At 70.9% G+C, this 24,047-nt stretch carries 20 protein-coding genes and 1 pseudogene; 8 read left to right on the forward strand and 13 right to left on the reverse strand.

The features are described from left to right. Nucleotides 1-24: 24 nt before the first annotated feature. The 3 genes from pdxT to ACFQGL_RS26175 all read left to right on the forward strand — a co-directional run bounded on the left by pdxT (nucleotide 25) and on the right by ACFQGL_RS26175 (nucleotide 2,804). Entirely contained in the window at nucleotides 25-633 is a 609-nt protein-coding gene (pdxT, locus tag ACFQGL_RS26165; RefSeq protein ID WP_377515115.1) for a pyridoxal 5'-phosphate synthase glutaminase subunit PdxT, read from the forward strand. A gap of 224 nt (nucleotides 634-857) precedes the next feature. After that, a complete protein-coding gene (locus ACFQGL_RS26170) occupies nucleotides 858-1,610 on the forward strand; it encodes a YebC/PmpR family DNA-binding transcriptional regulator (protein WP_377515116.1) in 753 nt (250 codons plus the stop codon). 567 nt (nucleotides 1,611-2,177) lie between these two features. Further along, the gene (locus ACFQGL_RS26175) at nucleotides 2,178-2,804 is read left to right on the forward strand and encodes a ribonuclease FAU-1 family protein (protein WP_377515117.1); all 627 of its coding nucleotides are present in this window, start codon (nucleotides 2,178-2,180) and stop codon (nucleotides 2,802-2,804) included. A gap of 32 nt (nucleotides 2,805-2,836) precedes the next feature. Here the strand turns inward: ACFQGL_RS26175 and ACFQGL_RS26180 are convergent, their stop codons facing one another. Next, nucleotides 2,837-3,898, reverse strand: coding sequence for a hypothetical protein (locus tag ACFQGL_RS26180; protein ID WP_377515118.1), 1,062 nt, complete (start codon nucleotides 3,896-3,898; stop codon nucleotides 2,837-2,839). A gap of 253 nt (nucleotides 3,899-4,151) precedes the next feature. On the opposite strand from ACFQGL_RS26180, the gene ACFQGL_RS26185 reads away from it, so the two are divergent. Beyond that, nucleotides 4,152-5,177: a peptidoglycan-binding protein gene (locus tag ACFQGL_RS26185; RefSeq protein ID WP_377515119.1), complete on the forward strand. Its 1,026-nt coding sequence runs from the start codon at nucleotides 4,152-4,154 to the stop codon at nucleotides 5,175-5,177. A 66-nt stretch (nucleotides 5,178-5,243) separates the two neighbouring features. On the opposite strand, the gene ACFQGL_RS26190 is transcribed toward ACFQGL_RS26185, so the two are convergent. The 9 genes from ACFQGL_RS26190 to ACFQGL_RS26230 all read right to left on the reverse strand — a co-directional run bounded on the left by ACFQGL_RS26190 (nucleotide 5,244) and on the right by ACFQGL_RS26230 (nucleotide 13,738). After that, nucleotides 5,244-7,052: a carbohydrate binding domain-containing protein gene (locus ACFQGL_RS26190; protein WP_377515120.1), complete on the reverse strand. Its 1,809-nt coding sequence runs from the start codon at nucleotides 7,050-7,052 to the stop codon at nucleotides 5,244-5,246. Between the two features lie 185 nt (nucleotides 7,053-7,237). After that, on the reverse strand, nucleotides 7,238-8,299 hold the full coding sequence (locus ACFQGL_RS26195) for an ABC transporter permease (RefSeq protein WP_377515121.1): 1,062 nt from the start codon (nucleotides 8,297-8,299) through the stop codon (nucleotides 7,238-7,240). Continuing rightward, nucleotides 8,296-9,189: an ABC transporter ATP-binding protein gene (locus ACFQGL_RS26200; protein ID WP_377515122.1), complete on the reverse strand. Its 894-nt coding sequence runs from the start codon at nucleotides 9,187-9,189 to the stop codon at nucleotides 8,296-8,298. Before ACFQGL_RS26200 ends, ACFQGL_RS26195 begins: the two co-directional genes overlap by 4 nt. Before the next feature lie 81 nt (nucleotides 9,190-9,270). Beyond that, on the reverse strand, nucleotides 9,271-9,987 hold the full coding sequence (locus tag ACFQGL_RS26205) for a response regulator (RefSeq protein ID WP_377515123.1): 717 nt from the start codon (nucleotides 9,985-9,987) through the stop codon (nucleotides 9,271-9,273). After that, nucleotides 9,984-11,315 (reverse strand): sensor histidine kinase, encoded by a 1,332-nt coding sequence (locus ACFQGL_RS26210; RefSeq protein WP_377515124.1) that lies wholly within the window; start codon nucleotides 11,313-11,315, stop codon nucleotides 9,984-9,986. Before ACFQGL_RS26210 ends, ACFQGL_RS26205 begins: the two co-directional genes overlap by 4 nt. Nucleotides 11,316-11,437: 122 nt before the next feature. Continuing rightward, on the reverse strand, nucleotides 11,438-12,388 hold the full coding sequence (locus ACFQGL_RS26215; RefSeq protein WP_377515125.1) for a permease prefix domain 1-containing protein: 951 nt from the start codon (nucleotides 12,386-12,388) through the stop codon (nucleotides 11,438-11,440). Further along, complete coding sequence (locus tag ACFQGL_RS26220; RefSeq protein WP_007458189.1) at nucleotides 12,385-12,726, reverse strand: PadR family transcriptional regulator; 342 nt, start codon at nucleotides 12,724-12,726, stop codon at nucleotides 12,385-12,387. The genes ACFQGL_RS26215 and ACFQGL_RS26220 overlap by 4 nt, the downstream gene beginning before the upstream one ends. Nucleotides 12,727-12,892: 166 nt before the next feature. After that, a complete protein-coding gene (locus ACFQGL_RS26225) occupies nucleotides 12,893-13,078 on the reverse strand; it encodes a hypothetical protein (RefSeq protein WP_377515126.1) in 186 nt (61 codons plus the stop codon). A 39-nt stretch (nucleotides 13,079-13,117) separates the two neighbouring features. Then, nucleotides 13,118-13,738 carry an L-threonylcarbamoyladenylate synthase gene (locus tag ACFQGL_RS26230; RefSeq protein WP_377515127.1) on the reverse strand — a complete coding sequence of 207 codons (621 nt, stop codon included), beginning with the start codon at nucleotides 13,736-13,738 and terminating at the stop codon, nucleotides 13,118-13,120. A 140-nt stretch (nucleotides 13,739-13,878) separates the two neighbouring features. On the opposite strand from ACFQGL_RS26230, the gene dnaE reads away from it, so the two are divergent. Next, nucleotides 13,879-17,412: a DNA polymerase III subunit alpha gene (gene dnaE / locus ACFQGL_RS26235; protein ID WP_377515128.1), complete on the forward strand. Its 3,534-nt coding sequence runs from the start codon at nucleotides 13,879-13,881 to the stop codon at nucleotides 17,410-17,412. A gap of 51 nt (nucleotides 17,413-17,463) precedes the next feature. On the opposite strand, the gene abc-f is transcribed toward dnaE, so the two are convergent. Further along, on the reverse strand, nucleotides 17,464-19,101 hold the full coding sequence (gene abc-f, locus ACFQGL_RS26240) for a ribosomal protection-like ABC-F family protein (protein ID WP_377515129.1): 1,638 nt from the start codon (nucleotides 19,099-19,101) through the stop codon (nucleotides 17,464-17,466). A 320-nt stretch (nucleotides 19,102-19,421) separates the two neighbouring features. On the opposite strand from abc-f, the pseudogene ACFQGL_RS26245 reads away from it, so the two are divergent. Further along, nucleotides 19,422-19,813 (forward strand): annotated as a pseudogene (locus ACFQGL_RS26245) (type II toxin-antitoxin system RelE/ParE family toxin). Further along, the gene (locus tag ACFQGL_RS26250; protein WP_377515130.1) at nucleotides 19,813-20,127 is read left to right on the forward strand and encodes a transcriptional regulator; all 315 of its coding nucleotides are present in this window, start codon (nucleotides 19,813-19,815) and stop codon (nucleotides 20,125-20,127) included. The pseudogene ACFQGL_RS26245 and the gene ACFQGL_RS26250 overlap by 1 nt, the downstream one beginning before the upstream one ends. 61 nt (nucleotides 20,128-20,188) lie before the next feature. Here the strand turns inward: ACFQGL_RS26250 and ACFQGL_RS26255 are convergent, their stop codons facing one another. Both ACFQGL_RS26255 and ACFQGL_RS26260 read right to left on the reverse strand, forming a co-directional pair. Beyond that, a complete protein-coding gene (locus ACFQGL_RS26255) occupies nucleotides 20,189-20,872 on the reverse strand; it encodes a response regulator (protein ID WP_377515131.1) in 684 nt (227 codons plus the stop codon). After that, nucleotides 20,869-22,455 (reverse strand): ATP-binding protein, encoded by a 1,587-nt coding sequence (locus tag ACFQGL_RS26260; protein WP_377515132.1) that lies wholly within the window; start codon nucleotides 22,453-22,455, stop codon nucleotides 20,869-20,871. The genes ACFQGL_RS26255 and ACFQGL_RS26260 overlap by 4 nt, the downstream gene beginning before the upstream one ends. A gap of 114 nt (nucleotides 22,456-22,569) precedes the next feature. Here ACFQGL_RS26260 and ACFQGL_RS26265 point away from each other — a divergent pair, with 114 nt between their 5' ends. After that, on the forward strand, nucleotides 22,570-23,961 hold the full coding sequence (locus ACFQGL_RS26265) for a cation:dicarboxylate symporter family transporter (RefSeq protein WP_377515133.1): 1,392 nt from the start codon (nucleotides 22,570-22,572) through the stop codon (nucleotides 23,959-23,961). Nucleotides 23,962-24,047: the final 86 nt, after the last annotated feature.

A 24,047-nucleotide genomic window follows, 5' to 3' on the forward strand; every position in this document is an offset into this window, starting at 1 on the left:
ACGTGTGACGAGAGGACCATCAGCATGAGCGACGCGCCCACGATCGGTGTGCTCGCGCTGCAGGGGGACGTCCGCGAGCACGTGGCGGCGCTCGCCGCGGCGGGCGCGGACGCCCGCCCGGTCCGCCGTCCGGCAGAGTTGGACGCGGTCGACGGCCTGGTCATTCCCGGCGGCGAGTCCACCACCATCAGCAAACTCGCCGACATCTTCGAGATGCGGGAGCCGATCGACAAGCGGATCGCGGACGGCATGCCGGTCTACGGCTCCTGCGCCGGCATGATCATGCTGGCCACCGAGGTGCTGGACGGACGGCCGGACCAGCGCGGCTTCGCCGGTATCGAGATGACCGTGCGGCGCAACGCGTTCGGCCGGCAGGTCGACTCGTTCGAGGCGCCGGTGGAGATCGCTGGTGTCCCGGGGGAGCCGTTCCACGCGGTCTTCATCCGCGCACCGTGGGTCGAGCGGGTCGGCGACGGCGTCGAGGTGATCGGGAAGGTGACCGGTGGTCCGGCCGCCGACCGGATCGTGGCGGTCCGGCAGGGCAACCTGTTGGCTACCTCGTTCCACCCCGAGTTGACCGGTGACCTGCGCGTGCACGCGTACTTCGTGGAGCTGGTCCGGGCCGCCGTCTGAGCGGTTCGTCGCACGTTTCCCGGCAACCCGGGCACGGACGGCACCCCGGGCGGGTGCCGGGTGTGACATGCCGGGGTGTGACCTCGGTAAGATTGCCGCGGTTCGGCAGGGCCGTCGCCCGGCGCGGCATTCCCGCGGAGCCGACCGGCCGCCGGATCGCCGGATGCAGCGCGGAATCGGTGCGGCAGTCGACGCAGGCGTGGAATGACAGACGGAGGTAGAAGATGTCCGGCCACTCAAAGTGGGCGACGACCAAGCACAAGAAGGCCGTCATCGACGCCAAGCGCGGCAAGATGTTCGCCAAGCTGATCAAGAACGTCGAGGTGGCCGCCCGGACCGGTGGCGGCGACCCGTCCGGTAACCCGACGCTCTTCGACGCCATCCAGAAGGCGAAGAAGAACTCGGTCCCGAACGACAACATCGACCGCGCGGTCAAGCGGGGCTCCGGCCTGGAGGCCGGCGGCGCCGACTGGCAGACCATCATGTACGAGGGCTACGGCCCGAGCGGCGTGGCGATGCTCATCGAGTGCCTCACCGACAACCGCAACCGGGCGGCCACCGAGGTGCGGACCGCGCTCACCCGCAACGGCGGTTCGCTGGCCGACGCCGGGTCGGTGTCGTACATGTTCTCCCGCAAGGGCGTGGTGATCGTGCCCAAGGCCGACACCAGCGAGGACGACGTCATGATGGCGGTCCTCGACGCCGGCGCCGAGGAGGTCAACGACCTGGGTGAGGCGTTCGAGGTGGTCTCCGAGCCGACCGACCTGATCCCGGTGCGTACGGCGCTGCAGGACGCCGGCATCGAGTACGAGTCGGCCGAGTCCTCCCTGATCCCCAGCGTGAACGTGCCGCTGGACGAGGAGGGCGCTCGCAAGATCTTCAAGCTGATCGACGTCCTGGAGGACTGCGACGACGTGCAGAACGTCTACGCGAACTTCGACATCAGCGACGACGTGATGGCGGCGGTCGACGCCTGAGGGCTGGGCAGATGTGATCGACACGAGATCGGCGATGTGGGGGTGTCCTTCGACCCGGATACCCCGGTATCGGTGGTCTCGTGTCGATCACCCGCCGGGCGGTCGCCGTCTCCCGGTCAGGCCGTCGGCGTGACCAGGGTCGGAAACGGGAAGTCCAGGTCGAACCGCTCACTGGTGCGGGAGTCGCGGTAGACCCACTGGCGCGGCCCGACCTGCCGCCGTCGAGCCCCGGGTGCACCCCGTCGAGGCGGCCGAAGACGACCGCCACGCCGCCGAAGTTGTCGCCGAACCACAGCTCCAACCGCTGCCGATCCGGCCCGACGTCGCTCTGCTGAACGTCCTGCACGACGATGCCGCCCGGGCCGACACCGTCGTACGCCTCGTAGAATCGCTGGTAGGGCGCAAGACCGGCTCGAAGTCGACGTCCGCGAAGACGAAGGCGTGCTCCGGCCACTCCGCTCTGTCCGACCTCCGGCTCGGTGCGGCCGCCAGAGGGCCTACCGGATGTGCCGCCGCCGAGCCCGTAGGCTTCCGTCGGTCGTTGGTGCAGTGCGAAGGGAACGGGCCGTGGAAGCGACAACGCAACGGTTCGCGCCGGGTGAGGTGGTCGTCCGGCGCGAGATCCTGCTCGGCGAGGTGTGGTTCGGATGCCCGACGATCTGCGTCGAGGACTCGCCCGACCTGCTCGCGCTCTACCTACCGCCGGGCGCCGAGTTCGGTTTCCCGGAGACCGGCACGTTTCCCTGCGGGCGGCATCCGTGGCAGGCCGCCGGGCACAGCTCCTGGTCCGGGCACGGCAAGCTGATGCTGCAGCGGCCCGGCGAAGCGCACTCGGTCGACGTGTTCTGGACCGGGCCGGAGCGGGAGTTCGCCGGCTGGTACTTCAATCTCCAGGACCCGCTACGGCGTACGCCGATCGGGGTGGACACCCTGGACCACGAGCTGGACCTGTGGTGGGGTGCGGACGCCGACCGGTACGTCTGGAAGGACGTGGAGATGTTCGCCCAGCGCCTCGTCGAGGGGCGTTACCCGGGCATGGCGGACGCCATCCGGGGCGAGGGTGACCGGATCGCCGCCCTGCTCGACGCGGGTCAGCGGTGGTGGGACCCGGCCTGGGCGTCCTGGCGACCCGACGAGTCCTGGCCGGTGCCCCGGTTGCCCGACGGCTGGGACGCGGTGCCACCCGTGCGCTGACGACGCACCAAGGACCGGACCGGGACCACCTGTCAGCTGGCGGGCAACGAGTCGACCAGGAACACCTGGTCCGCGCCGTCGGTGCACGGCTCGGCCAGCGCCTCCGCCAGCGCGTCACCGGCGTCGTCGCGGATCCCGACGCACAGGTCGGTGCCGGCCGGCCGGATACGGTACGTGCCGGACGCCGAGCCGGTCGGCTCGAAGCGGTACACCTGCGGTGGCCAATTGTCGGCGCCGCATTTCTCCCAGGGTTCGAGCAGGTTCCGGCCGGGATCCTCGTCGCGGACGGTGAGGCAGCCCGGTCCATGTGCCGGGTGGTTCCACCAGATGAAGTACAGACCGTCGGCCACCGCCTCCAGAGCGGTGTCCGGCGGGGTGGCCGAGGCGCAGGGACGCTGGACCGCCACCTCGCTGCGGTAGCGGCCGGTGCGGTCGCGCCCCTCGCTGAGGCACAGGTCCGGGGTGCGGACGGGACGGATCTGGCTGCGGCCGCTGTTCGGTGTGGCTGCCGGGTTGGCGGCCGACGAACTCGCGGCCGTCGGCGCGGTGGGTTCGACGCGACCCGCGGCCGTCTTCTGGTCGTCGCTCTGGTGGCGGAACCAGGCACCCAGCCCGAGCGCGGCCAGCAGGACACCGACGACGAGCAGCGCCAGCGGCGCGGGTCGCGCGAACCAGCGCGAGCGCGTCGGCGGCGACGCCGTGCTGCCCTCGCCCGCGCCCGCCGAGGCAGGCGACAGAGGATCGGCCGAGGCAGGCACGGGCGACAAAGGATCGGCCGAGGCAGGCGCGGGCGACGAAGGATCGGTCGGGGCGTACGGGCCGGCCGCGAGTCGGTCCCGCGCGCGCAGCCACACCTGCACCTCGTTCTCGGCGCCGCAGGCGCGGACGAACGCGGCCAGCACCTCGGGACGCGGCAGGGTGGACCGACCCAGCACGTCGGCCGCGGTGCTGCGGGCCAGCACCTCGCCGGCCGAGGCCGCGCGCTGCTCCAACTGCCGGAAGGTGAGCCGGGACCGCTTCTTGAGCCGACCCAGCATGGCGATGAACTCCGCCGGGTTGGCTGCCTCGTCCGGTCGTAGCTCACCCGTGTCCATCGCATGATTCTCCAGACACCGTCGGCGCCGGGGCAACCCGGCCCCCGTCGACTGTCCGAGATGGTCGGACAAGACCCGGACAAGCCACGCTGAGCTGCCCGGACATTGTCCGGCCGCGACCAGGGCATTGTTCCCGTCGGCATGCCTATCTAGCGTCTTTCACCGATGGCTGCGCCGCTGGCCGGCTCCCGGCCGGCAGGCCCGGACCGGCACGGCGCGGGCCCGGCCACATCGACGACACGGGGAGGGCTCGATGAACGACGCTGGCCGAGACCAGGTGCCGCAGGCGGCCACGGCGGGGGAGTACGTCGCGCTGCTCCGGGACGTCCGCCGGTACTCCGGCCTGACCTACCGGGAGATCTCCCGACGGGCGTCGGCGGCCGGGCACTGGCTGCCACCGAGCACGCTCGCCACGATGTTGGGGCGTACGACCCTGCCCCGCGAACGGACCATCGTGGCGCTGCTGGCCGCCTGCGGCACCTCGACGGCGGAGATCCAACGGTGGATCGCGATGCGGCGCGACATCGAGGCGCGTCTGACCGAGCCGTCGAGGTGGGACGGCCCGGCACCCGGAGCCGACGAGGCGCGGCCGGCAGACCCGGTCACGCCGGACCCGGCACCCACCCGGACGATCCGCCGGACCCGTCGGCGTGGGCTGCGGCTGGGTGCGATCGCGCTGTTCGGCGCGCTGGCGGTCGGGTCGTCCGGTGCGATGCTCGCAGGGGCCGCTGGCACGGTGGGCGCGACGGACGAACCGACGACCGAGGGCTGTCCGCTCGTCCTGCGGCAGGGCATGTACGGCCCGTGCGTGTTGGATCTCCAGGAACGGCTGGTCGCCGGCGGGCTGCACGTACCGGTGGACGGCTGGTTCGGCCCGGACACCGCGAGTCGGGTGATGGCCTTTCAGGCGCTGGGTGGTCTCCCGGTCAGCGGCACCGCGGACGGTCGGGTGCTCGACGAACTGTCGGCCGACCCGGCGGTGCCCGCTACCTGGCCGGAGGAGCGGATCAGCAAGCACCTGTGGCGGCTCTTCCCGGAGGATCCGGCCGGGGCGGTTCGGATGGCACGGTGCCTGTCGGGGCTGGACCCGTACCGGGTGGAGGTCCAGCCGGACGGATCGCGGCGATGGGGGCTGTTCCAGTTCAGCGACGTGGAGTTGTCGCGGCTCGGCGTCGACCGCCGGACCGCGCTCGATGCGGGGTGGAACATCGGGGCGGCGCGGGATCTCTGGTCGCGCAGCGGCGACTTCGGCCATTGGCACTGCCCACCCGCGCCGTGACGCCCGCTGCTCCCCACCCGGCCGAAGACCGAGTGGGGAGCAGCCCCCCTCATCCCGACAGACGACTCACGGTCGCAGCCGGTTGGCGTAGACGTACGCACCCACCGAGCGGCCGGTGGCCATCCCGGCCTCCGCGTCGAACCGGTAGTGCACGCCGAGATAGATCCGGCTCATCGCGTTCTCCTCGGCGGCGTGGTCGAAGCCGGTCATGTGCCGGACCACTCCCACGGCGTGCGGATCGTCCGTGGTGGCGTCGAACCCGATCGCGTCGGTGCCGAAGAACCGCTGCATGACCGCCGCCCACGCCCCGGCGAAGGTGGCGTGCCCGGAGATGTACGCCGGGAAGGCCGGCGTGTACGGCACGCCGTTGCGGTCCTGCGACAGTGGCTGCCAACCGGGGCCGTCCATCGCCTCGATCGCCGTCACCGGCCGCCACAGGTCGATCCCGGTCTCGTACTTGGCGTCCCAGGCGGCGATGGCCGCGTCCGCCAGGGCGAGGGACACCAGCCCGAAGAGTCGGGCGTTGGCCAGGATGCCGAGCCTGCGCTGCTCGGCCACGATCCGGGTGTGCGTGAAGAGCTGACCCGGTGGCTTGTACGTCCCCGCCAGGTCGTTGGCCCAGAAGAACGCGATCTGCGTCTGGTCGGCGGTCCGCAGCGAGGACGTCTGGCCGCCGTAGTCGCGAAGTTCCTCGACCTGCTCGAGGTACTCCTGCCTGCCGAGCAGATCCTCGTAGTCGTCGGCGTCGGCGGGCAGGCCGGGCCGGAACTGCCGCCCGGAGGTCAGGGCGAACGGGGTGACCCGTCCCCAGTTCGGGCTCACCGCCGCCTTGCCGTTGGTCGGCCGCCACGATCCGGGCACGCCGTCCAGCTGGTACGGGGTGTTGTTCGCGGACCCGTCGTTGGCGCGGGCCTGCAGGTTGGCGGAGGCCGCCGCGGCGCCCACCGTGTCACCCCGCGCGGCCTCGGCGGCGTTCACCCCGGACGGTCGGCGGGCGACGGCGGTGGCGAGCGCGCCGGCGAAGGAGCGCCCCTGCGGGCCGTACAGGGCGGTCAGCACGTCGTACGCGGCCCGGTCGATGGCCGCGTGCAGGGACGGCGCCACGACGTTGTCCATCGTCCCGGGATAGCTGACCGGCACCCGGACCCGGTACGGGTTGCCGACGCCGGTGACCGAGACGGCGGCGTCGTGCATCGCCGCGTGCAGGATGGCCGCCTCCCGGGACGAGCTGGTGGGTGGCAGGTCCAGTGCCTTGTACGTGTCGAGCAGGACACCGTTCCAGTACAGGATCGGGTCGGTGGCCGGGTCGATGGCCAGCGGCGTGAGCGAGATGTTGTCCAGCCGGACGGTCGAGGCCGCGTTCGCCCCGAGGTGGAACAGGAGCACCGCCTGCGGGTCGCCGAAGGGGGACGCGAAGTCGAAGGTGAACCGCCGCATCGTGCCGGTGAGCCCGACGGTCTGGTCGACGGCGGAGGTGAAGGGCGTGTCCACCCGGGAGACCGATACGCGCAGCGTGCGGCTGACGTCCGCGGACGCGTCGAACTGCAACCGGTACGGCTGACCGGCGGTCACCCCGAACTCGAAGTGACCGACCAGGTCGTCCCAGGTGGGCTTGCTGGCTGGGCCGGCGGTGCGGATGCGCAGCTGGCCGGCGTTGACCGTCGTGCTGGTCGCGGCGAGCCGGGTCCACCAGGGCTCGGTGCTGCCGTTGTCGAACGTACCGTTGAGGATCAGGTTGCCCGCGGCGGCGGAGGCCGGTTCCGCGCGGGTCAGGGCCGGCAGGGTGCTGGCGAGAACGACTGCCAGCACCGCGCTGAGCAGGTGCCGGAGCCGCCGCGGTGTGCCGCGGTGCCGCGGGCCGAGCGATGGGGTCATGGCGAGCCTTTCCGGTCCGGGACCGGCGACGACCAGGTCGTTGCCGTGAGGATCGGCTCACCGTAGGAGTGTTCGACCTGTTCACAGCCGCCGAACAGGTGGTTGGAACAGTGCCGAACGGGCGGGCTGCGACGCGGGCGCCGGGTCCGCTCAGGACACCGACGCCCGCAAGGGTCGACTCGGGGTCAGCCGATGCTCTCCCGGTCCCGCCACGCGGCGCGCAGCGACGTGCGGCCGTTGGTGCGCAGCAGCGAACCCTCGTAGATCCGTGCGCCGCCGACCAGGAACGCTGCGGCGGTGACCAGCAGCAGGGCCAGCGAGACGAACGGCTCCCAGCCGGCGGCGTCCCCGTTGAACAGCCGCAGCGGCATCGCGGTCGGTGACGAGAACGGCAGATAGGACAGCGCCCGCATGGCCTCGGCGTTGTCGTTCAGGAAGATCACCGCGAAGAACGGCAGCATGACGGCGAGCTGCACCGGCGTCGACACCCCGGCGATGTCCTCCTGACGGTTGACCAGTGCGCCGGCAGCCGCCCACATCGCCGCCAGCAGGACGAAGCCGAGCAGGAAGAACGGCACGAACCAGCCGATCGCCGGTGCGAGCAGCGTGAGCAGGTCGCCGCTGTCACCGATCTGCATACCCAGCACCGCCACCACCGCGATCAGCGCGATCTGCGCCAGCGCCAGCAGCGCCCCCGCCACCACCTTGCCGGCCAGGAGCGCCCGGACCGGCACGGCGGCGACCAGGATCTCCACGATGCGGGTCTGCTTCTCCTCGGTGACGCTCTGCGCGATCTGCACACCGAACGTCTGCGAGGTGATGAAGAAGACGAACGCGAAGACGAACGGCACCAGGAACGCCACCACCGGGTCGACCGCGTCCGGGTCGAGCAGCCGCACCGGGGGTGCGCTGCTCAGGGCCCGGACCACGTCGTCCGGGGCCTCGTCCATCGCGAGCACCGTCGGGCCGGAGACGACCGCGGCGTCCACGTCGCCATCGCGTACGGCCTGTTCGGCGGCGCGGTCGTCGGGCACCACGCGGACGTCGAGTCCCGCGGCCCGCAGCGGGCCGGCGGCGTCCTGGGTCACCGCGACGCTGTCCGGCCCACCGGAGAGCAGCGGCGGCAGGATCGTCCCCGCCGCGGCGATCAGCAGGAAGAAGAGCGTGCCGAACAGGAAGGTCCGGTCGCGCAGCTTGACCCGGATCTCCCGGGCGGCGACCAGCCTGGTGGCCTGGGTGACGTTCACTGGCTGACCTCTCGGAAGATCTCGGTGAGCGAGGGGCTGAGCGGGCGGAAGGCGCGGACCGGGCCCCGGGCCAGGGCCGCGCGCAGGACGGGCTGTTCGTCGGCGCCGGCCGGCAGGTCGAAGACCGCCCGCGCGCCGTCCAGGTCGATCAGCGTCACCTCGGGCTGGTCGCGGAGCCACCCGGCGTCGGTCTCCACCACCAGCTCAAACCGGGGCACGGTGTACGACTCCCGGAGCTGCTGCCGGCTGCCGGCGGCCCGGACCACCCCGTCGGCGATGATCACCAGGTCGTCGCAGAGCCGCTCGACCACGTCGAGCTGGTGACTGGAGAAGAGCACCGGAACCCCTGCGGCGGCACGCTCGCGCAGCACCGCGACGACGGTGTCCACGGCCAGCGGGTCCAGGCCGGAGAACGGCTCGTCGAGCACCAGCACCTCCGGGTCGTGCACCAGCGCGGCGGCGATCTGGGCCCGCTGCTGGTTGCCCAGCGACAGGGTCTCCAGCAGGTCGTCACCGCGCTCGGCGAGCCCGACCCGCTCCAGCAGCGCATCGGTGGCGCGGCGGGCCGCCGGCGCGTCCAGACCGTGCAGTCGACCCAGGTACGTCACCTGCTCCCGCGTGGTCATCTTGGGATAGAGGCCACGCTCCTCCGGCATGTAGCCGAAGCGCCGCCGGTCCTGCCGGGTCAGCGGCGTACCGCCCCAGCTCACCTCGCCGGCGTCCGGGGCGAGCACACCCAGGATGATCCGCATGGTGGTGGTCTTGCCGGCACCGTTGGCGCCCACGAAGCCCGTCATCCGACCGGCGGCCACCTCGAAGGACACGTTCTTGAGCACCTGCCGGTCGCCGAAGCTGCGGTCGACGCCGTCCAGGCGGAGCGTTCTGGTCACGTGCCCACGCTAGGGCGCATCGCGTCCGGTGCCGTCCGCCCGGCGGGTGAGGTGGCGGGTCCGCCGCGCGACGGATGCCGTTCACCCGCCGGGGCGAACCACCCCGTTCTCGTACGCGAAGACCACCGCCTGCACCCGGTCGCGCAGGCCGAGCTTGGCCAGCACCCGGCTCACGTGCGTCTTCACCGTCGCCTCGCCCAGGTGCATCCGCGCGGCGATCTCCGCGTTGCTCGCGCCGGCGGCCAGCAGCACCAGCGCCTCCCGTTCGCGCGGGGTCAGCTCGCGCAGCGCGGCATCGGCGTCCGGACCACTGTGGGCGGTGCCCCCCGGCCCTCCGGGGCGGGCGAAGGTGGAGATCACCCGTCGGGTGATCTCCGGGGCCAGCAGGCCGTCACCCCGGGCCAGCACCCGGATCGCGTCGATCAGCTCCTCCGGTGTGCCGTTCTTGAGCAGGAAGCCGCTGGCCCCGGCGCGCAGCGCGGCGAACAGGTAGTCGTCGTGGTCGAAGGTGGTGAGGATCAGCACCGCCGGGGCGTCGGGCCCGTCGCCGGTGATTCGTCGGGTGGCCTCCAGCCCGTCCATGCCGGGCATCTCGACGTCCATCAGCACCACGTCGGGCGCGGTGGCCCGGGCCATGGTGACGGCGCGTGCGCCGTCGGCGGCCTCGCCGACCACCTCGATGTCGTCCTCCACCTCGAGGATGACCCGGAAGCCGGTACGGACGAGGTGCTGGTCGTCGGCGAGCAGCACCCGGATCGGCAGACCGGCGTCCGGTGCCTCGGGTGGTGCCGCGCTCACGCCGACCGCTCCGCGCCGGCCGCCGTCGGTTGCGCGTCGAGCGGCTCCGGCGGGGTGCCGCTGAGCGGATCCGCCGCCAGCGGGAAACGGGCGCGGACCCGCCAACCACCACCGGCGCGCGGCCCGGCCTCCAGGACGCCGTCGTGCGCGGAGACCCGCTCGCGCATTCCGATCAGGCCCAGCCCTGCGGTGTCGGCACGGCCGCCGACCCGTCCGTCATCGGTCACGTCGACCTCCATCTCCCGGGCGAGATATCGGACCCGTACGTCCAGCAGACCCGCCCCGGCATGTTTCAGGGTGTTGGTCACCGCCTCCTGCGTCACCCGGTACGCCGCCTGCGAGACCGATCCGGGCAGCGGAACCGGATCGCCGTACACCCCGAGGGTGGCGGTCAGGCCCGCGGTCCGGGCCCGTTCGACCAGCTCGCCGATGTGCTCGACGTCGCCGGGCGCGGTCCGTTCGGCGTCGGTGCCGCCGGTGGTGCGCAGCAGGCCCAGCATCCGGCGCAGCTCGTCGACGGCCGTGCGGGCGGTCTGCTCGATGGCGGTCAGGGCCGCCTGCGCCTTGCCCGGGTCCCGGTCCCACACCCGTCGGCAGGCGGACGCCTGGACCCCCATCACCGACACGTGGTGGGCGACCACGTCGTGCAGTTCCCGGGCGATGCGTACCCGTTCGCCGAGCACCGCCCGCTCCCGGGCCTCGGCCTGCGACCGGCGCAGTTCCTCGGCCTGGGCACGCAGTTCGTGCTCGCGACGCGCGGCCACCCAGGAGGTCTCTCCGAAGAAGTACGCGAACCCGAAGAACAACCCGTTGATCAGGACGCCGCTGACCATCGTGGCGAGCATCGGTGGCACCGGCCCGTCGGCGTCGGCGAAGGCGTTCGGCGGGATGTGCCGGATGCTCACCGCGTAGTAGACGCCCAGCCAGGCGAACATGGTGGCGATCACGCCGATCCGCAGGCGGCGGGCCAGCCGGCGGTCCGGACCCCAGGCGCCGACGGTGTAGAGGGCGCTGAACAGGGCCCACGAGGAGAGCTGGGTCTCCGGGGCCGACCGTGCCTGAGCGGCGATGAACGCCGCCGAGACGATCAGCAGGGTGGTGGCCGGCCAACGCCGCCGCCAGACCAGCGGCAGGGTCACCGCGACGGTCCAGAGCAGTTGCTCCGGCCCGGATGGCGGTGGGCCCAGTAGGAAAGCCCCGGCGCTGTGGGCCAGGGTGAGGCTGACCAGCGCCAGCGCGGTCACCGCCAGCCCGAACCAGACGTCGTTCCGGCGCTGCTCGGGCGTCGGCCCCGGTCGACGCCACCCGTCCCGCTGTGCCACCGTCATCCGGGAACGATGCCACGTCGTCCGCCACGGCCGGCGCCCGGGCCGCCGGACGGTGATCCGGTGTGGCCGACGGGCGGCGGCCCGGCGCTGGGTACGCGCCGGGCCGCCTCGTCGGGCGCTGCTCACACCGTCCGGCGTCGGGTCTTGACGGCGGTGTCGATCAGCTCCCAGACCGCCACCACGCCCGCGCCCAGCGCGATGACGAGACCGAGGGTGTCGCGGTTCTCCGCCTCGGCCAGCCAGCTCAGTCGCTCGGCCAGGGCCGGGTTGATCAGTCTGTCGGAGAGCGCCAACCACACCAGCGGCACCGCGAACGCCAGGTTGAGCAGGGCCTTCACGCCGTACAGCGGCCAGGTCCAGTGCCCGATCCGGTACTTGACGATCTCGAACACCAGATCGGCCAGCAGCACGCCCATCAGCGCCGGCAACCAGAACGACCAGAGCGCCGGGTCGAGGATCGGGATGTTGCCGCCGTCGGTGCCGTGCACCCACGACTGGTAGTGCTGGAAGGGCAGGTAGCCGATGACCACCGCCAGCATGGACACCGACGCGATGGTGTCGGGGATGGAGATGTCCCGGTGCACCGGTGCGGGGGGAAGTTGGTCGACGGTCCAGACGGGCAGGTCGGCGGTGGGCTGGAAGCGGTCGATCAGGACGAAGGTCAGGGTGAGCCAGAAGGCGATGTGCACGGCCACCTCGAGGGCGGTGCCGATGCCGGTCCCGATCGCACTCCCAGGACCCTTGCCCTCCGCCGCCTCGACCACCGCGACGATCACGCCGACGAGCGCCGGAATGAAGCTGAGCAGCAGCTTCAGCAGCCGTAGCCAGACCAGATAGTAGGTCGGGCCGAGGAGTTGCAGCCGACGGTCGGCGTACCGGGCGGCCAGTTGGTCGGGGTTGCCCAGCTCGGTGAGCACCTCCCGCTCGGCGGTGGCGGCGTCCTGCCCATCGTCGGTCCGGGCCTCGATCATGTCCTCGATGGACGCGCGCAGCTCGGTGGCGATCTCCTCGCGGCGCTGTGTCGGCACCGAGCGCAGGGTGGCGGCGAGGTAGCGGTCGGTCAGGTTGTTCATCGGTCCACTCCTTGGATCAGCCCGGTGATGGAGGTCTGCACGGCGGCGAGGTCGTCCAGGAGTCGGTTCAGCATCGACTCGCCCTCGTCGCTGGTCCGGTAGAACTTGCGCGGTCGGCTCTCCTCGGTGTTCCACTCGCTGGTCAGCAGCCCCTGGTCCTCCAGGCGTCGCAGCAGCGGGTAGAGCGTGTTGGCGTCCACCGGGAAGCCGTGGTCGGTGAGCCGTTGCAGTAGGGCGTAGCCGTAGTCCGGTCGGCGCAGCGCGACCAGGCTGGCCACCACGACGGTGCCTCGACGCAGCTCTTGCAGGTGCGTCCGTAGAACGTCCTCGCTAACCATGTGTCACACCATACTGTGTGCCACACAGTGTTGTCCACAGCGACATCATCGTGTCACCCGCGTCCTGGGTGGCCCGGACGTGAAAGTGCTCGATCCTGGAAACAGTGCCCACGCGGCGCGCACAAGGGCAATGCAACCTGGATCGAGCACGATCAGGTGCGGTCGATCAGCAGGCCGGGCCCTGGCGGAAGGTCCGCTCGACGTAACTGGCCGGCCCGACTCCGAAGCAGGCCTCCAACCGCCAGCGGCGCCGCAGCGTGCGGTAGGTCGAGCGGGCCCGGTTGGCGGTCAACCGGTGCAGCCAGGTGCGGAACGAGGACCGTCCCTCGAAGCGGGTGATGCCGGTGGCCACCGCCGGTGCCAGATCGTCCTATCCGGCACCCGACCCGCACTATTCGAAGCGGGTCGGGTCTCCCGCGCCCCGGCGCAGGATCTCCGGCTCGGGCCCGGACAGGTCGACGACCGTCGTCGGTTCCTTTCCGCAGTCGCCCGCGTCGACCACCGCGTCGAGCAGGTGGTCCAGCCGATCCTTGATCTCCCAACCCTGGGTCATCGGTTCGTCCTCGCCGGGCAGCGCCAGGGTGCTCGACACCAGCGGCTCGCCCAGCTCGGCCAGCAGCGCCTGGGTGACGGTGTGCCGGGGTACGCGGACGCCGACGGTGCGCTTCTTCGGGTGCAACATCCGGCGTGGCACCTCGCGGGTGGCCGGCAGGATGAAGGTGTAGCTGCCCGGGGTGGACGCCTTGACCAGTCGAAAGACCGAGTTGCTGACCTGCACGAACTGGCCGAGCTGCGCGAAGTCCCGGCAGACCAGGGTGAAGTGGTGCCGATCGTCGAGGCGACGGATCTCCCGGATCCGGTCCAGCCCGTCCCGGTTGCCCAGTTGGCAGCCGAGCGCGTAGCAGGAGTCCGTCGGATAGGCGATCAGCCCGCCGCCGCGGATCAGGTCAGCGACCTGAGCGATGACCCGGGGCTGCGGATTTTCCGGGTGTACGTCGTAATACCTCGCCATCCTCCGAGCCTAGGCGCTCGGACGAGGAGACGCGGGCCACGGACGTCGGCGCGGACGGTGGAGCCGTCGAGATCACCTCGGTAGGGTAGGTGCCGGTCGGCTCCGACCAACAAGATCCACACCGCCGGGGGGCGCCACGCATGGCCGATTCGTTCGCGCATCTGCACGTGCACACGGAGTACTCGATGCTCGACGGGGCGGCTCGACTCAAGGACCTGTTCACCGAGGCCAACCGGCTCGGCATGTCGGCCGTGGCGATCACCGACCACGGCAACATGCACGGTGCGAACGACTTCTACAACCAGGCGATGGCCGCCGGGATCACCCCGATCCTGGGCGTCGAGGCGTACGTGGCGCCGGAGTCGCGCTATCACAAGGCGCGGGTCAAGTGGGGTCGGCCGGAGCAGAAGAGCGACGACGTCTCCGGTAACGGCGCGATCACCCACAAGACCATGTGGGCGAAGAACGCGCAGGGCCTGAAGAACCTGTTCACGCTCAACTCGCGCGCGTCCATGGAGGGGCACTACATCAAATGGCCCCGGATGGACATGGAGCTGATCGCCGAGTACGCCGAGGGCATCATGGCCACCACCGGCTGCCCCTCCGGCGCGGTGCAGACCCGGCTGCGGTTGGGTCAGTTCGACGAGGCGCTCAAGGTCGCCGCCAGCTACCAGGACATCTTCGGCAAGGACAACTACTTCGTCGAGATCATGGACCACGGCCTCTCCATCGAGACCCGGGTCCGTGCGGGGCTCACCGAGATCGCCCGCAAGCTGAACATCCCGCCGGTGGTCACCAACGACTCGCACTACACGGTCGAGGAGCAGGCCACCGCGCACGACGTGCTGCTCTGCGTGCAGACCGCCAGCAACATCGACGACCCCAACCGGTTCCGCCTCGAAGGCGGCGGCTACTTCATCAAGAGCGCTGACCAGATGCGCGCGGTGGACTCGTCCGAGCTGTGGCAGGAGGGCTGCCGCAACACCCTCCTGGTCGCCGAGAAGGTCGACCCGAAGGGGATGTTCGAGTTCCACAACCTGATGCCGCGCTTCCCGGTCCCGGAGGGCGAGACCGAGGAGACCTGGTTCCGCAAGGAGACCTTCGTCGGCCTGGCCCGCCGCTATCCCGGCGGCATCCCCGAGGGGCACGTCGTCCAGGCCGAGTACGAGTTGGGCGTCATCAACCAGATGGGCTTCCCGTCGTACTTCCTGGTGGTCGCCGACTTCATCCAGTGGGCCAAGAAGCAGGGCATCGCGGTGGGTCCGGGCCGTGGTTCGGCCGCCGGCTCGCTCGTCGCGTACGCGCTGGGCATCACCGACCTCGACCCGATCCAGCACGGCCTGATCTTCGAGCGGTTCCTCAACCCCGAGCGGGTCTCGATGCCGGATGTCGACATCGACTTCGACGAGCGTCGGCGCGGCGAGGTGATCAAGTACGTCACCGACAAGTGGGGTGAGGACAAGGTCGCCCAGATCGCCACCTTCGGCACGATCAAGGCGAAGGCCGCGATCAAGGACTCGGCCCGCGTCCTGGGCTACCCGTACGCGGTCGGCGACCGGATCACCAAGGCGATGCCGCCGGCCGTGATGGGCAAGGACATCCCGCTCACCGGCATCTTCGACGCGAAGCACCCCCGCTACGCCGAGGCCGGCGAGATCCGTGGCCTGTACGACTCCGACCCGGACGTCCGCAAGGTGATCGACACCGCCAAGGGCATCGAGGGGTTGATCCGGCAGACCGGTGTGCACGCCGCCGGCGTCATCATGTCCGCCGAGCCGATCATCGAGCACATCCCGCTGATGCGCCGGGACGCCGACGGGGCGATCATCACCCAGTTCGACTACCCGACGTGCGAGTCGCTCGGGCTGTTGAAGATGGACTTCCTCGGCCTGCGCAACCTGACGATCATCGACGACGCGGTCAAGAACATCGAGCTCAACCACGGCAAGCAGCTCGACCTGCTGGCCCTGCCGCTGGACGACCCGGCGGCCTACGAGCTGCTGGCCCGGGGTGACACCCTCGGCGTGTTCCAGCTCGACGGCGGGCCGATGCGGTCGCTGCTGCGGCTCATGAAGCCGGACAACTTCGAGGACATCTCCGCCGTCCTGGCGCTCTACCGGCCCGGCCCGATGGGCGTCGACTCGCACACCAACTACGCGCTGCGCAAGAACGGCCTCCAGGAGATCACGCCGATCCACCCGGAGCTGGAGGAGCCGCTGCGGGAGATCCTGGCGCCGACGCACGGCCTGATCGTCTACCAGGAGCAGGTGCAGCGCGCCGCGCAGATTCTCGCCGGCTACACGCTCGGCCAGGCCGACCTGCTGCGCCGGGCGATGGGTAAGAAGAAGAAGGAGATCCTCGACAAGGAGTTCATCCCCTTCCGGGACGGCTGCCGCGAGCGCGGCTACTCCGACGAGGCGATCCAGGCGGTGTGGGACGTCCTGGTGCCGTTCGCCGGGTACGCCTTCAACAAGGCGCACTCCGCCGCGTACGGCCTGGTCTCCTACTGGACCGCGTACCTCAAGGCGCACTACCCGGCCGAGTACATGGCCGGGCTGCTGACGAGCGTCGGTGACGACAAGGACAAGATGGCGCTCTATCTGTCCGAGTGTCGCCGGATGCGGATCCAGGTGCTGCCGCCGGACGTGAGCATCTCGGCCGGGCCGTTCACCCCGGTCGGCACGGACATCCGGTTCGGCCTGGCCGCGGTGCGTAACGTGGGCGCGAACGTGGTGGCCTCGATCATGCGGTGCCGCCAGGAGAAGGGCGACTACGCCGACTTCTACGACTTCCTGGCCAAGGTGGACGCGGTGGTCTGCAACAAGAAGACCATCGAATCGCTGATCAAGGCCGGCGCCTTCGACTCGATGAAGCACAGCCGCAAGGCGCTGCTCGCCGTGCACGCCGACGCGATCGACGCGTACGCCGACGTCAAGCGCAAGGAGGCGGTCGGCCAGTACGACCTGTTCGGTGCCGGGTTCGGTGACGGTGACGCCGGGGGCAGCACCACGGTGATGCCGACCATCGGCGAGAGCGAGTGGGACAAGCGGGACAAGCTGGCCTTCGAGCGGGAGATGCTCGGCCTGTACGTCTCGGATCACCCGCTGTTCGGCCTGGAGCACATCCTCGGCGCGGCGGCCGACACCACCATCGCCGCGCTGGCCGAGGATGGCGCGGTGCCCGACGGTGCCGTCGTCACCCTCGCCGGCATCCTCTCCGGTGTGCAGCGCCGGGTCACCAAGCAGGGCCGGGCCTGGGCCTCGGCCACCCTGGAGGACCTGGCCGGTGGGGTGGAGACGCTGTTCTTCCCGAACACCTACGAGGTGATCGGGCAGTACATCGCCGAGGACGCCATCGTGGTGGTCAAGGGGCGGGTGGACCGCCGCGACGACACGCCTCGCATCATGGCGATGGACATGTCCATGCCGGACGTCAGCACCAGCGCCACCAACAAGCCGGTCACCCTCACCATCCCGGTGCACCGGTGCACGCCGCCGCTGGTGGAGAAGCTCAAGGAGACCCTGGTGCTGCACCCCGGCGACACCGAGGTGCACGTCAAGCTGCAGAACGGTGGGCGAACCACCACCCTGCGGCTCGGCCCGTTCCGGGTGGCGGCCACCACCGCGCTGATGGGTGACCTGAAGAGCGTCCTCGGCCCGGCCGCCGTGAGCTGACCGGGCCGCGGCCCGGCCGGCGTGAGCTGACCGGGCCGCGACGCGGCGGGCTCAGGTGCGGTCCGGCGCCGCGATCTCCCGTAGCTGGCCGTCGGCGAGGCGCAGCCACCGCTGCACGCCGATCTCGGCGAGGAACCGTTCGTCGTGGCTGACCACCACAAACGCGCCCTGGTACGCGCTCAGCGCGCTCTCCAACTGCGCCACGCTGACCAGGTCCAGGTTGTTGGTCGGCTCGTCGAGCAGCAGCAGTTGTGGTGCCGGTTCCGCGCACAGCACGCAGGCGAGCGTGGCGCGCAGCCGTTCGCCGCCGGAGAGCACTCCGACCGGCAGGTTCACCCGGGCGCCCCGGAACAGGAACCGGGCCAGCAGGTTCATCCGCTTCGCGTCCGGCAGGCTCGGCGCGTACGCCGCGAAGTTCTCCGCCACCGTACGGTCCAGGTCCAGCAGGTCCAGCCGCTGCGACAGGTACGCGATCCGACCGTCAGCCCGCTTCAGCTCACCTCCGGCCGGTTCCAGATCGCCGTCCACCAGACGCAGCAGAGTGGACTTGCCGACGCCGTTCCCACCGGTGAGCGCGATCCGTTCCGGTCCCCGGATCACCAGGTCAGCACCCTCGCCGGCGAACAGCTCCCGGTCACCGAAGCGGACCCGCATCCCGTACCCGGAGAAGACCGTACGGCCACCCGGCACGGTGGTGTCCGGCAGCTCCACGACGATCCGGTCCTCCTCGCGCAGCGCACGACCGGCCTCGTCGAGACGGGCCTGAGCCTGGCCGACCCGGGTCGAGTGCGTCTCGTGGGACTTCCCGGCTGCCTCCTGCGCGTTGCGCTTCATGGTGCCGGCGAAGATCTTCGGCAGGCCGGCATTCTTCAGGTTCTTCGCGGCGTTGCTGGCCCGCCGGTCGGCCCGCTCACGAGCCTGCTGCATCTCCCGCTTCTCCCGCTTCACCTCCTGCTCGGCGTTGCGGATGTTGCTCTCGGCCACCTCCCGCGCCGCCTGCACCGCCTCGGTGTACGTGGTGAAGTTGCCCCCGTACCAGCGGACGTCACCGCGATCCAGCTCGGCGATGCGGTCCATCCGGTCCAGCAGTTCCCGGTCGTGGCTGACCAGCAGCAGGCAGCCGGCCCACTCCGCCAGCACGTCGTAGAGCTTGTGCCGGGCCGCCAGGTCCAGGTTGTTGGTCGGCTCGTCCAGCAGCAGCACGTCCGGGCGGCGGAGCAACTGCGCGGCCAGACCGAGGGAGACCACCTGGCCGCCGCTGAGCGTGTGCAGCCGCCGGTCGAGCGTCAACTCGCCCAGGCCGAGCCGGTCCAGCTCGGCGTGGGTGCGCTCCTCGATGTCCCAGTCGTCGCCGATGGTGGCGAAGTGCTCTTCGCTGGCGTCGCCGGCCTCGATGGCGTGCAGCGCCGCGATACGCCCGGCGACACCGAGCACCTCGGCCACGGTCAGCTCGCCGGCCAGCGGCAGGGTCTGCGGGAGGTAGCCGAGCACGCCGTCGACGGTGACGCTGCCACCGCTGGGCCGCAGCTCGCCGGCGATCAGCCGCAGCAGAGTGCTCTTGCCGGAGCCGTTCGGCGCGACCAGACCGGTACGACCGCCCGGGACGGTGAAGGACAGCTCCGCGAAGACCGGGGTGTCGTCCGGCCAGGAGAAGGACAGGTTCGAGCAGACGATGAACGCATCAGACATGCGAGTGACCTCGAAGGGTGGGGTGGGCACGCCGGAGCTGCCCGACGGAACGGGGACCGGTGGAACGACGACATGGCCACGTCAGCCGCGCTGTCGCGCGCCGACCGGTGGCCAGAGACATCCGGTTTCACCCGGAGATGTCGTCGTCACCCGCCATGTCTGGTCTCCCTCGTCACTGCTGACACCCAACTCCGCCGAGTCTAACAACGGATCTTCGCACCGCCACCGGGTTGGGAGTGCCGGTGACGATCTTGTGGCGTGCAGTTGATTGACCTGGCTCTGCCGCCCACGATATGTATAGCCCAAGCTATAGTTCTCCCATGTCTCATGAGCCGCCACGTCGCTGGGCGATCAGGACGACAACCGACGTCCGGGACTGGTTGCGATCGCTGCGGCAGACCGACCCGGCGACGTACAGGTCGGTCAACGTGGCAATCGACATGCTCGCGGAGACCGGGCCGGGCCTGGGACGTCCACTGGTCGACACCCTCAGAGGTTCGAGCATCAGCACCTCAAGGAATTACGACCGAGGTCTGGGCGGGACGTCGCCGTTCGGGTGCTGTTCGTCTTCGACCCCTGGTCGCAGGCGGTTCTGTTGGTGGTCGGCAACAAGGCAGGAGATTGGACCCGATGGTACGAGAGAGCGATTCCGGTCGCTGAGATCGCGTACGAGGGTTGGCTTGCCTTCGAGAGGAAACGGAGGGAGGGCTGATGAGCGACTTTCATGACTGGGACGACATTCGGGCTGAGCTGCACGACGGGGACAATGACGCGCTCGATGCGGAACGTGCCCGCACCGAAGCCTGGATCAGTGCGTTCCACCTCGCTGAAGAGCGGAAGCGGCTGGGCATGACCCAGCGGCAGGTGGCCGAGCTGATGGGCGTCACGCCCGGCCGAGTCAGCCAGATCGAGAACGGTGATCTAGAGGTCAACGAGGTTGCGACACTGGGCCGCTACGCGCGGGCGCTCGGTGCCCGGATGCGGATCATTTTTGACTACGGCGACGACCTCCGCCAGATCGCCTGATTTTGAAAGATCACGGGAGGCGGGTCGTGGCTTGCGTCAAGGCCTGCCGGCCAAGCGTCTTTCAGCGCGGCCGGTACTCGACCTCGGGGCGGCCGGGGGTGCCGTAGCGGGGGTGGCGCGCGGCACGGTCGATGGTCACCAGGTATTCCAGGTAGCGGCGGGCGGTCACGCGGGAGATGCCGGTCCGCGCGCTCACCTCGGTCGCGGACAACCCCACCTCCTCGGCGAGCGCGGCGCGTACCCGATTGAGGGTCTGCGCGTCGAGCCCCTTGGGCAGGCTGTGCCCGTCGGTGCCGCGCAGGGTGGCGAACATCCGGTCCACCTCGTGCTGGGCGGCCACCTCGCCGTCGGCGAGCGCCTGGGCGCGGTAGTCGGCGTACCGCTCCAGCTTGTCGCGGAACGCGGCGAAGGTGAACGGCTTGAGCAGGTAGTGGGTCACCCCGAGGGACACCGCGGTGCGGACCACCGCCAGGTCCCGCGCCGAGGTCACCGCGAGCACGTCCACGCTGCTGCCCGCGGCGCGCAGCGCCCGGCAGACGTCCAGGCCGTGCAGGTCGGGCAGCCGAAAATCCAGGAGTACGAGGTCCACGTCGCCGCCGTCGTTCGCGCGCAACGCCGCCATCGCCGCCCGCGCCGTGTGCGCCACGCCGACCACCACGAAGCCGGGAACCCGTTCGGTGTACGCCGTGTGCGCCTCGGCCAGCAGCGGCTCGTCCTCGACGACCAGCACCCGGATGTCGGTCATCGGCGCGCACCGCCGACCGGAAGGCGCACGGTGAACAGGCTGCCGCCGTCCTCGGAGCGGCCCACCTCGGACCGGCCGCCGTGTCGGCGTACCACCTGCCCGATCAACGCCAGGCCGAGCCCACGGCCGGTGCTCTTGGTGGACCAGCCACGCCGGAACGCGTCGGCGACCCGGTCCGGGGCAAGGCCGGGGCCGCTGTCGCCGACCCGGACCACCAGGTCGTCGTCGACCGTGCCGACGAAGACCCGCACCCGCCGTGGCGCCGGCGTGCCGGCCACCGCTTCGAGCGCGTTGTCGACCAGGTTGCCGACCACGGTGAGCAGGTCGTTGGTCGGCAGCGGGCTGTCGTCCAGCCGGCAGTCCGGCTCGATGACCAGGTCCACCCCGCGTTCGCCGGCCTGCGCCGACTTGCCCAGCAACAGCGCGGCCAGCGCCGGCTCGGTCACCGCGCCGACCACCCGGTCGGTCAACTGCTGGGCCAGCGCCAGGTCCCGGGTGGCCAGCCGGACCGCCTCGTCGGCGCGGCCCAACTCGACCAGGGTCAGCACGGTGTGCAGCCGGTTGGCCGACTCGTGGGTCTGCGCCTGCAACGCCTCGGTCAGCGCGCGGACCGAGTCCAGCTCACTGGCCATGGCCCGCAGCTCGGTCTGGTCGCGCAGGGTCAGCACGGCGCCCAGCACGTTGCCCTCGAAGCGGGCGGTCTGCTGGTTGGCCACCAGCACCCGGTCGCCGGTGAGGACGGGCTCGTCGCGGGCGTCGCGCCCGGAGCCGAGCAGCTCGGCCACCGCGGGCGGCAGGTCGATCCCGGCCACCGGCTGGTCGATCACCGCCGCGTCCGCGTCGAGCCCCAGCAGTCGGCGGCCCTCGTCGTTGACCAGCGCCACCCGCCGGTCGGTGGTCAGCACGACGAGGCCCTCGCGTACCGAGTGCAGGACCGCGTCGTAGTACTCGTACATCCGGGTCATCTGCGCCGGACCGAGCCCGTGCGTCTGCCGGCGTAGCCGACGGCTGAGCAGCCAGGAGCCGGTCGCGGCGAGGGCCAGCGCCGGCGCGGCGACGCCCAACAGCACCGGCAGTTGGCCGAGCAGTTTGCGGTTGATCGCCCGGGTGGTGATGCCCACCGACACCAGGCCGATGATCCGCCGCTGTTCGTCGTACACCGGCACCACCGCGCGCACCGACTCGCCGAGCGTGCCGACGTTGGTGGTGGTGAACGCCCGGCCGGCCAGCGCCGGTTCGATCTCCCCGACGAACGGCTCGCCGATCAGCTCCCTTGTCGGGTGCGAGTAGCGGGTGCGGTCCGGGGCCATCACCACCACGAAGTCGGTGCCCGTCGCGGACCGGGTCTCTTCGGCGTACGGCTGCAGGGCGCTGGCCGGGTCGGCGGTCGCGAGGGCCGCGCGGACGTCGGGGGAGCGGGCCACGGTCTGCGCCACCGCGAGCACCTCCTCCTGCGCGGCCTGGCGGGAGTCGCTGCGGGCCAGCCAGACGGCGCCCGCGGCGCCGGCCAGCACGAGCAGCGTCACCACCATGGCCTGGAGGGCGAACAGCTGCCCCGCGATGCTCCACTGCCGTCGGGCCACCTCCACCACCTCCTCGTTGCGCCGGTGTCACGGGCCGGTGTCAATCGCGATTGTCGGGATGAACAGAATGAACGCAAGGCTGTCAAGGCGTGAGACGGGCTTCACATTGTCGGCATGGACACGACCGCATCCACCACCACACCGGCGCCGCCGGTCCGACGGGACCGTACCCGTTACCTCTATCTGGCCGTCATCGTGGCCGTGCTGGCCGGCATCCTGGTCGGCCTGGTCGCCCCCGAATTCGGCAAGGAACTCAAGCCGATCGGCACGGGCTTCGTCAACCTGATCAAGATGATGATCAGCCCGGTCATCTTCTGCACCATCGTGCTGGGCGTCGGCTCCGTCCGCCAGGCGGCCAAGGTCGGCAGGGTCGGCGGCCTCGCCCTCGGCTACTTCCTGGTCATGTCGACCGTGGCGCTCGCCATCGGCCTGGTCGTCGGCAACATCATCCAGCCCGGTGCCGGCCTCGACCTCGGTCAGGACCTCGCCGGCGCGGGCAAGGCAGCCGCCGGTACCGCGAGCGGCGACACCACCGAGTTCCTGCTCGGGATCATCCCGACCACGCTGTTCTCCGCGCTCACCCAGGGGCAGGTGCTCCAGACGCTGCTGGTGGCGGTGCTGGTCGGCTTCGCCGTACAGTCCCTCGGCCGGCGCGGTGAGCCCGTGCTGAACGCCATCGGGCTGCTCCAGCGGATCGTTTTCAAGGTGCTCGCCATGATCATGTGGCTGGCGCCGATCGGCGCGTTCGGTGCCATGGCCGCCCTGGTCGGCGCGACCGGCGTGGACGCACTCAAGAGCCTCGCGCAGATCATGCTCGGCTTCTACCTCACGTGTCTGATCTTCGTCCTGGTGATCCTGGGCGCACTGCTCTGGATCGTGGGCCGGATCTCGATCTTCTCGCTGCTGCGCTACCTGGGCCGGGAGTTCCTGCTGATCCTCTCCACCTCGTCGTCCGAGTCGGCGCTGCCGCGGCTGATCGCCAAGATGGAGCACTTCGGGGTGAGCAAGTCGGTCGTCGGCATCACCGTCCCGACCGGGTACTCGTTCAACCTGGACGGCACCGCCATCTACCTGACCATGGCGTCGCTGTTCATCGCCGACGCGCTGGGCAAGCCGATGTCCATCGGCGAGCAGGTCTCGCTGCTGCTGTTCATGATCATCGCCTCGAAGGGTGCGGCGGGGGTCACCGGCGCCGGGCTGGCCACGCTCGCCGGTGGGCTCCAGTCGCACCGACCGGAACTCGCTGACGGCGTTGGCCTGATCGTGGGCATCGACCGGTTCATGTCCGAGGCGCGGGCACTGACGAACTTCGCCGGCAACGCGGTGGCGACCGTGCTGGTGGGCACCTGGACCGGCGAGTTCGACCGGGATCGGGCGGCCGAGGTGCTGCGCGGCGACGACCCGTTCGACGAGTCGACCATGCTCGACGAGCACGAGGACTCCGATGAGTCCGCCGCTCAGCGGCCCGACGACGAGAAGACAGCGCCAGCCGGAGTGTCGGCCTGACCTGGCCGGGGTCGCGTCGGCCACCTGCCGCCGCGGCCCCGGCCAGCACGCGCCCGCCCCGCGCCCCGCGCCCCGCGCCCCGCGCC

The sequence above is a fragment of the Micromonospora vulcania genome (genome assembly GCF_042658605.1).
Lineage (GTDB): Bacteria > Actinomycetota > Actinomycetes > Mycobacteriales > Micromonosporaceae > Micromonospora > Micromonospora vulcania.

Coding starts and splice junctions, on each gene's coding strand:
- ACFQGL_RS26250 (WP_377515130.1), top strand. CDS start 19,813: ATGAGCGACTTTCATGACTGGGACGACATTCGGGCTGAGCTGCACGAC.
- ACFQGL_RS26180 (WP_377515118.1), bottom strand. CDS start 3,898: ATGGACACGGGTGAGCTACGACCGGACGAGGCAGCCAACCCGGCGGAG.
- ACFQGL_RS26255 (WP_377515131.1), bottom strand. CDS start 20,872: ATGACCGACATCCGGGTGCTGGTCGTCGAGGACGAGCCGCTGCTGGCC.
- dnaE (WP_377515128.1), top strand. CDS start 13,879: ATGGCCGATTCGTTCGCGCATCTGCACGTGCACACGGAGTACTCGATG.
- ACFQGL_RS26265 (WP_377515133.1), top strand. CDS start 22,570: ATGGACACGACCGCATCCACCACCACACCGGCGCCGCCGGTCCGACGG.
- ACFQGL_RS26230 (WP_377515127.1), bottom strand. CDS start 13,738: ATGGCGAGGTATTACGACGTACACCCGGAAAATCCGCAGCCCCGGGTC.
- ACFQGL_RS26190 (WP_377515120.1), bottom strand. CDS start 7,052: ATGACCCCATCGCTCGGCCCGCGGCACCGCGGCACACCGCGGCGGCTC.
- pdxT (WP_377515115.1), top strand. CDS start 25: ATGAGCGACGCGCCCACGATCGGTGTGCTCGCGCTGCAGGGGGACGTC.
- ACFQGL_RS26210 (WP_377515124.1), bottom strand. CDS start 11,315: ATGACGGTGGCACAGCGGGACGGGTGGCGTCGACCGGGGCCGACGCCC.
- ACFQGL_RS26220 (WP_007458189.1), bottom strand. CDS start 12,726: ATGGTTAGCGAGGACGTTCTACGGACGCACCTGCAAGAGCTGCGTCGA.
- ACFQGL_RS26185 (WP_377515119.1), top strand. CDS start 4,152: ATGAACGACGCTGGCCGAGACCAGGTGCCGCAGGCGGCCACGGCGGGG.
- ACFQGL_RS26215 (WP_377515125.1), bottom strand. CDS start 12,388: ATGAACAACCTGACCGACCGCTACCTCGCCGCCACCCTGCGCTCGGTG.
- abc-f (WP_377515129.1), bottom strand. CDS start 19,101: ATGTCTGATGCGTTCATCGTCTGCTCGAACCTGTCCTTCTCCTGGCCG.
- ACFQGL_RS26170 (WP_377515116.1), top strand. CDS start 858: ATGTCCGGCCACTCAAAGTGGGCGACGACCAAGCACAAGAAGGCCGTC.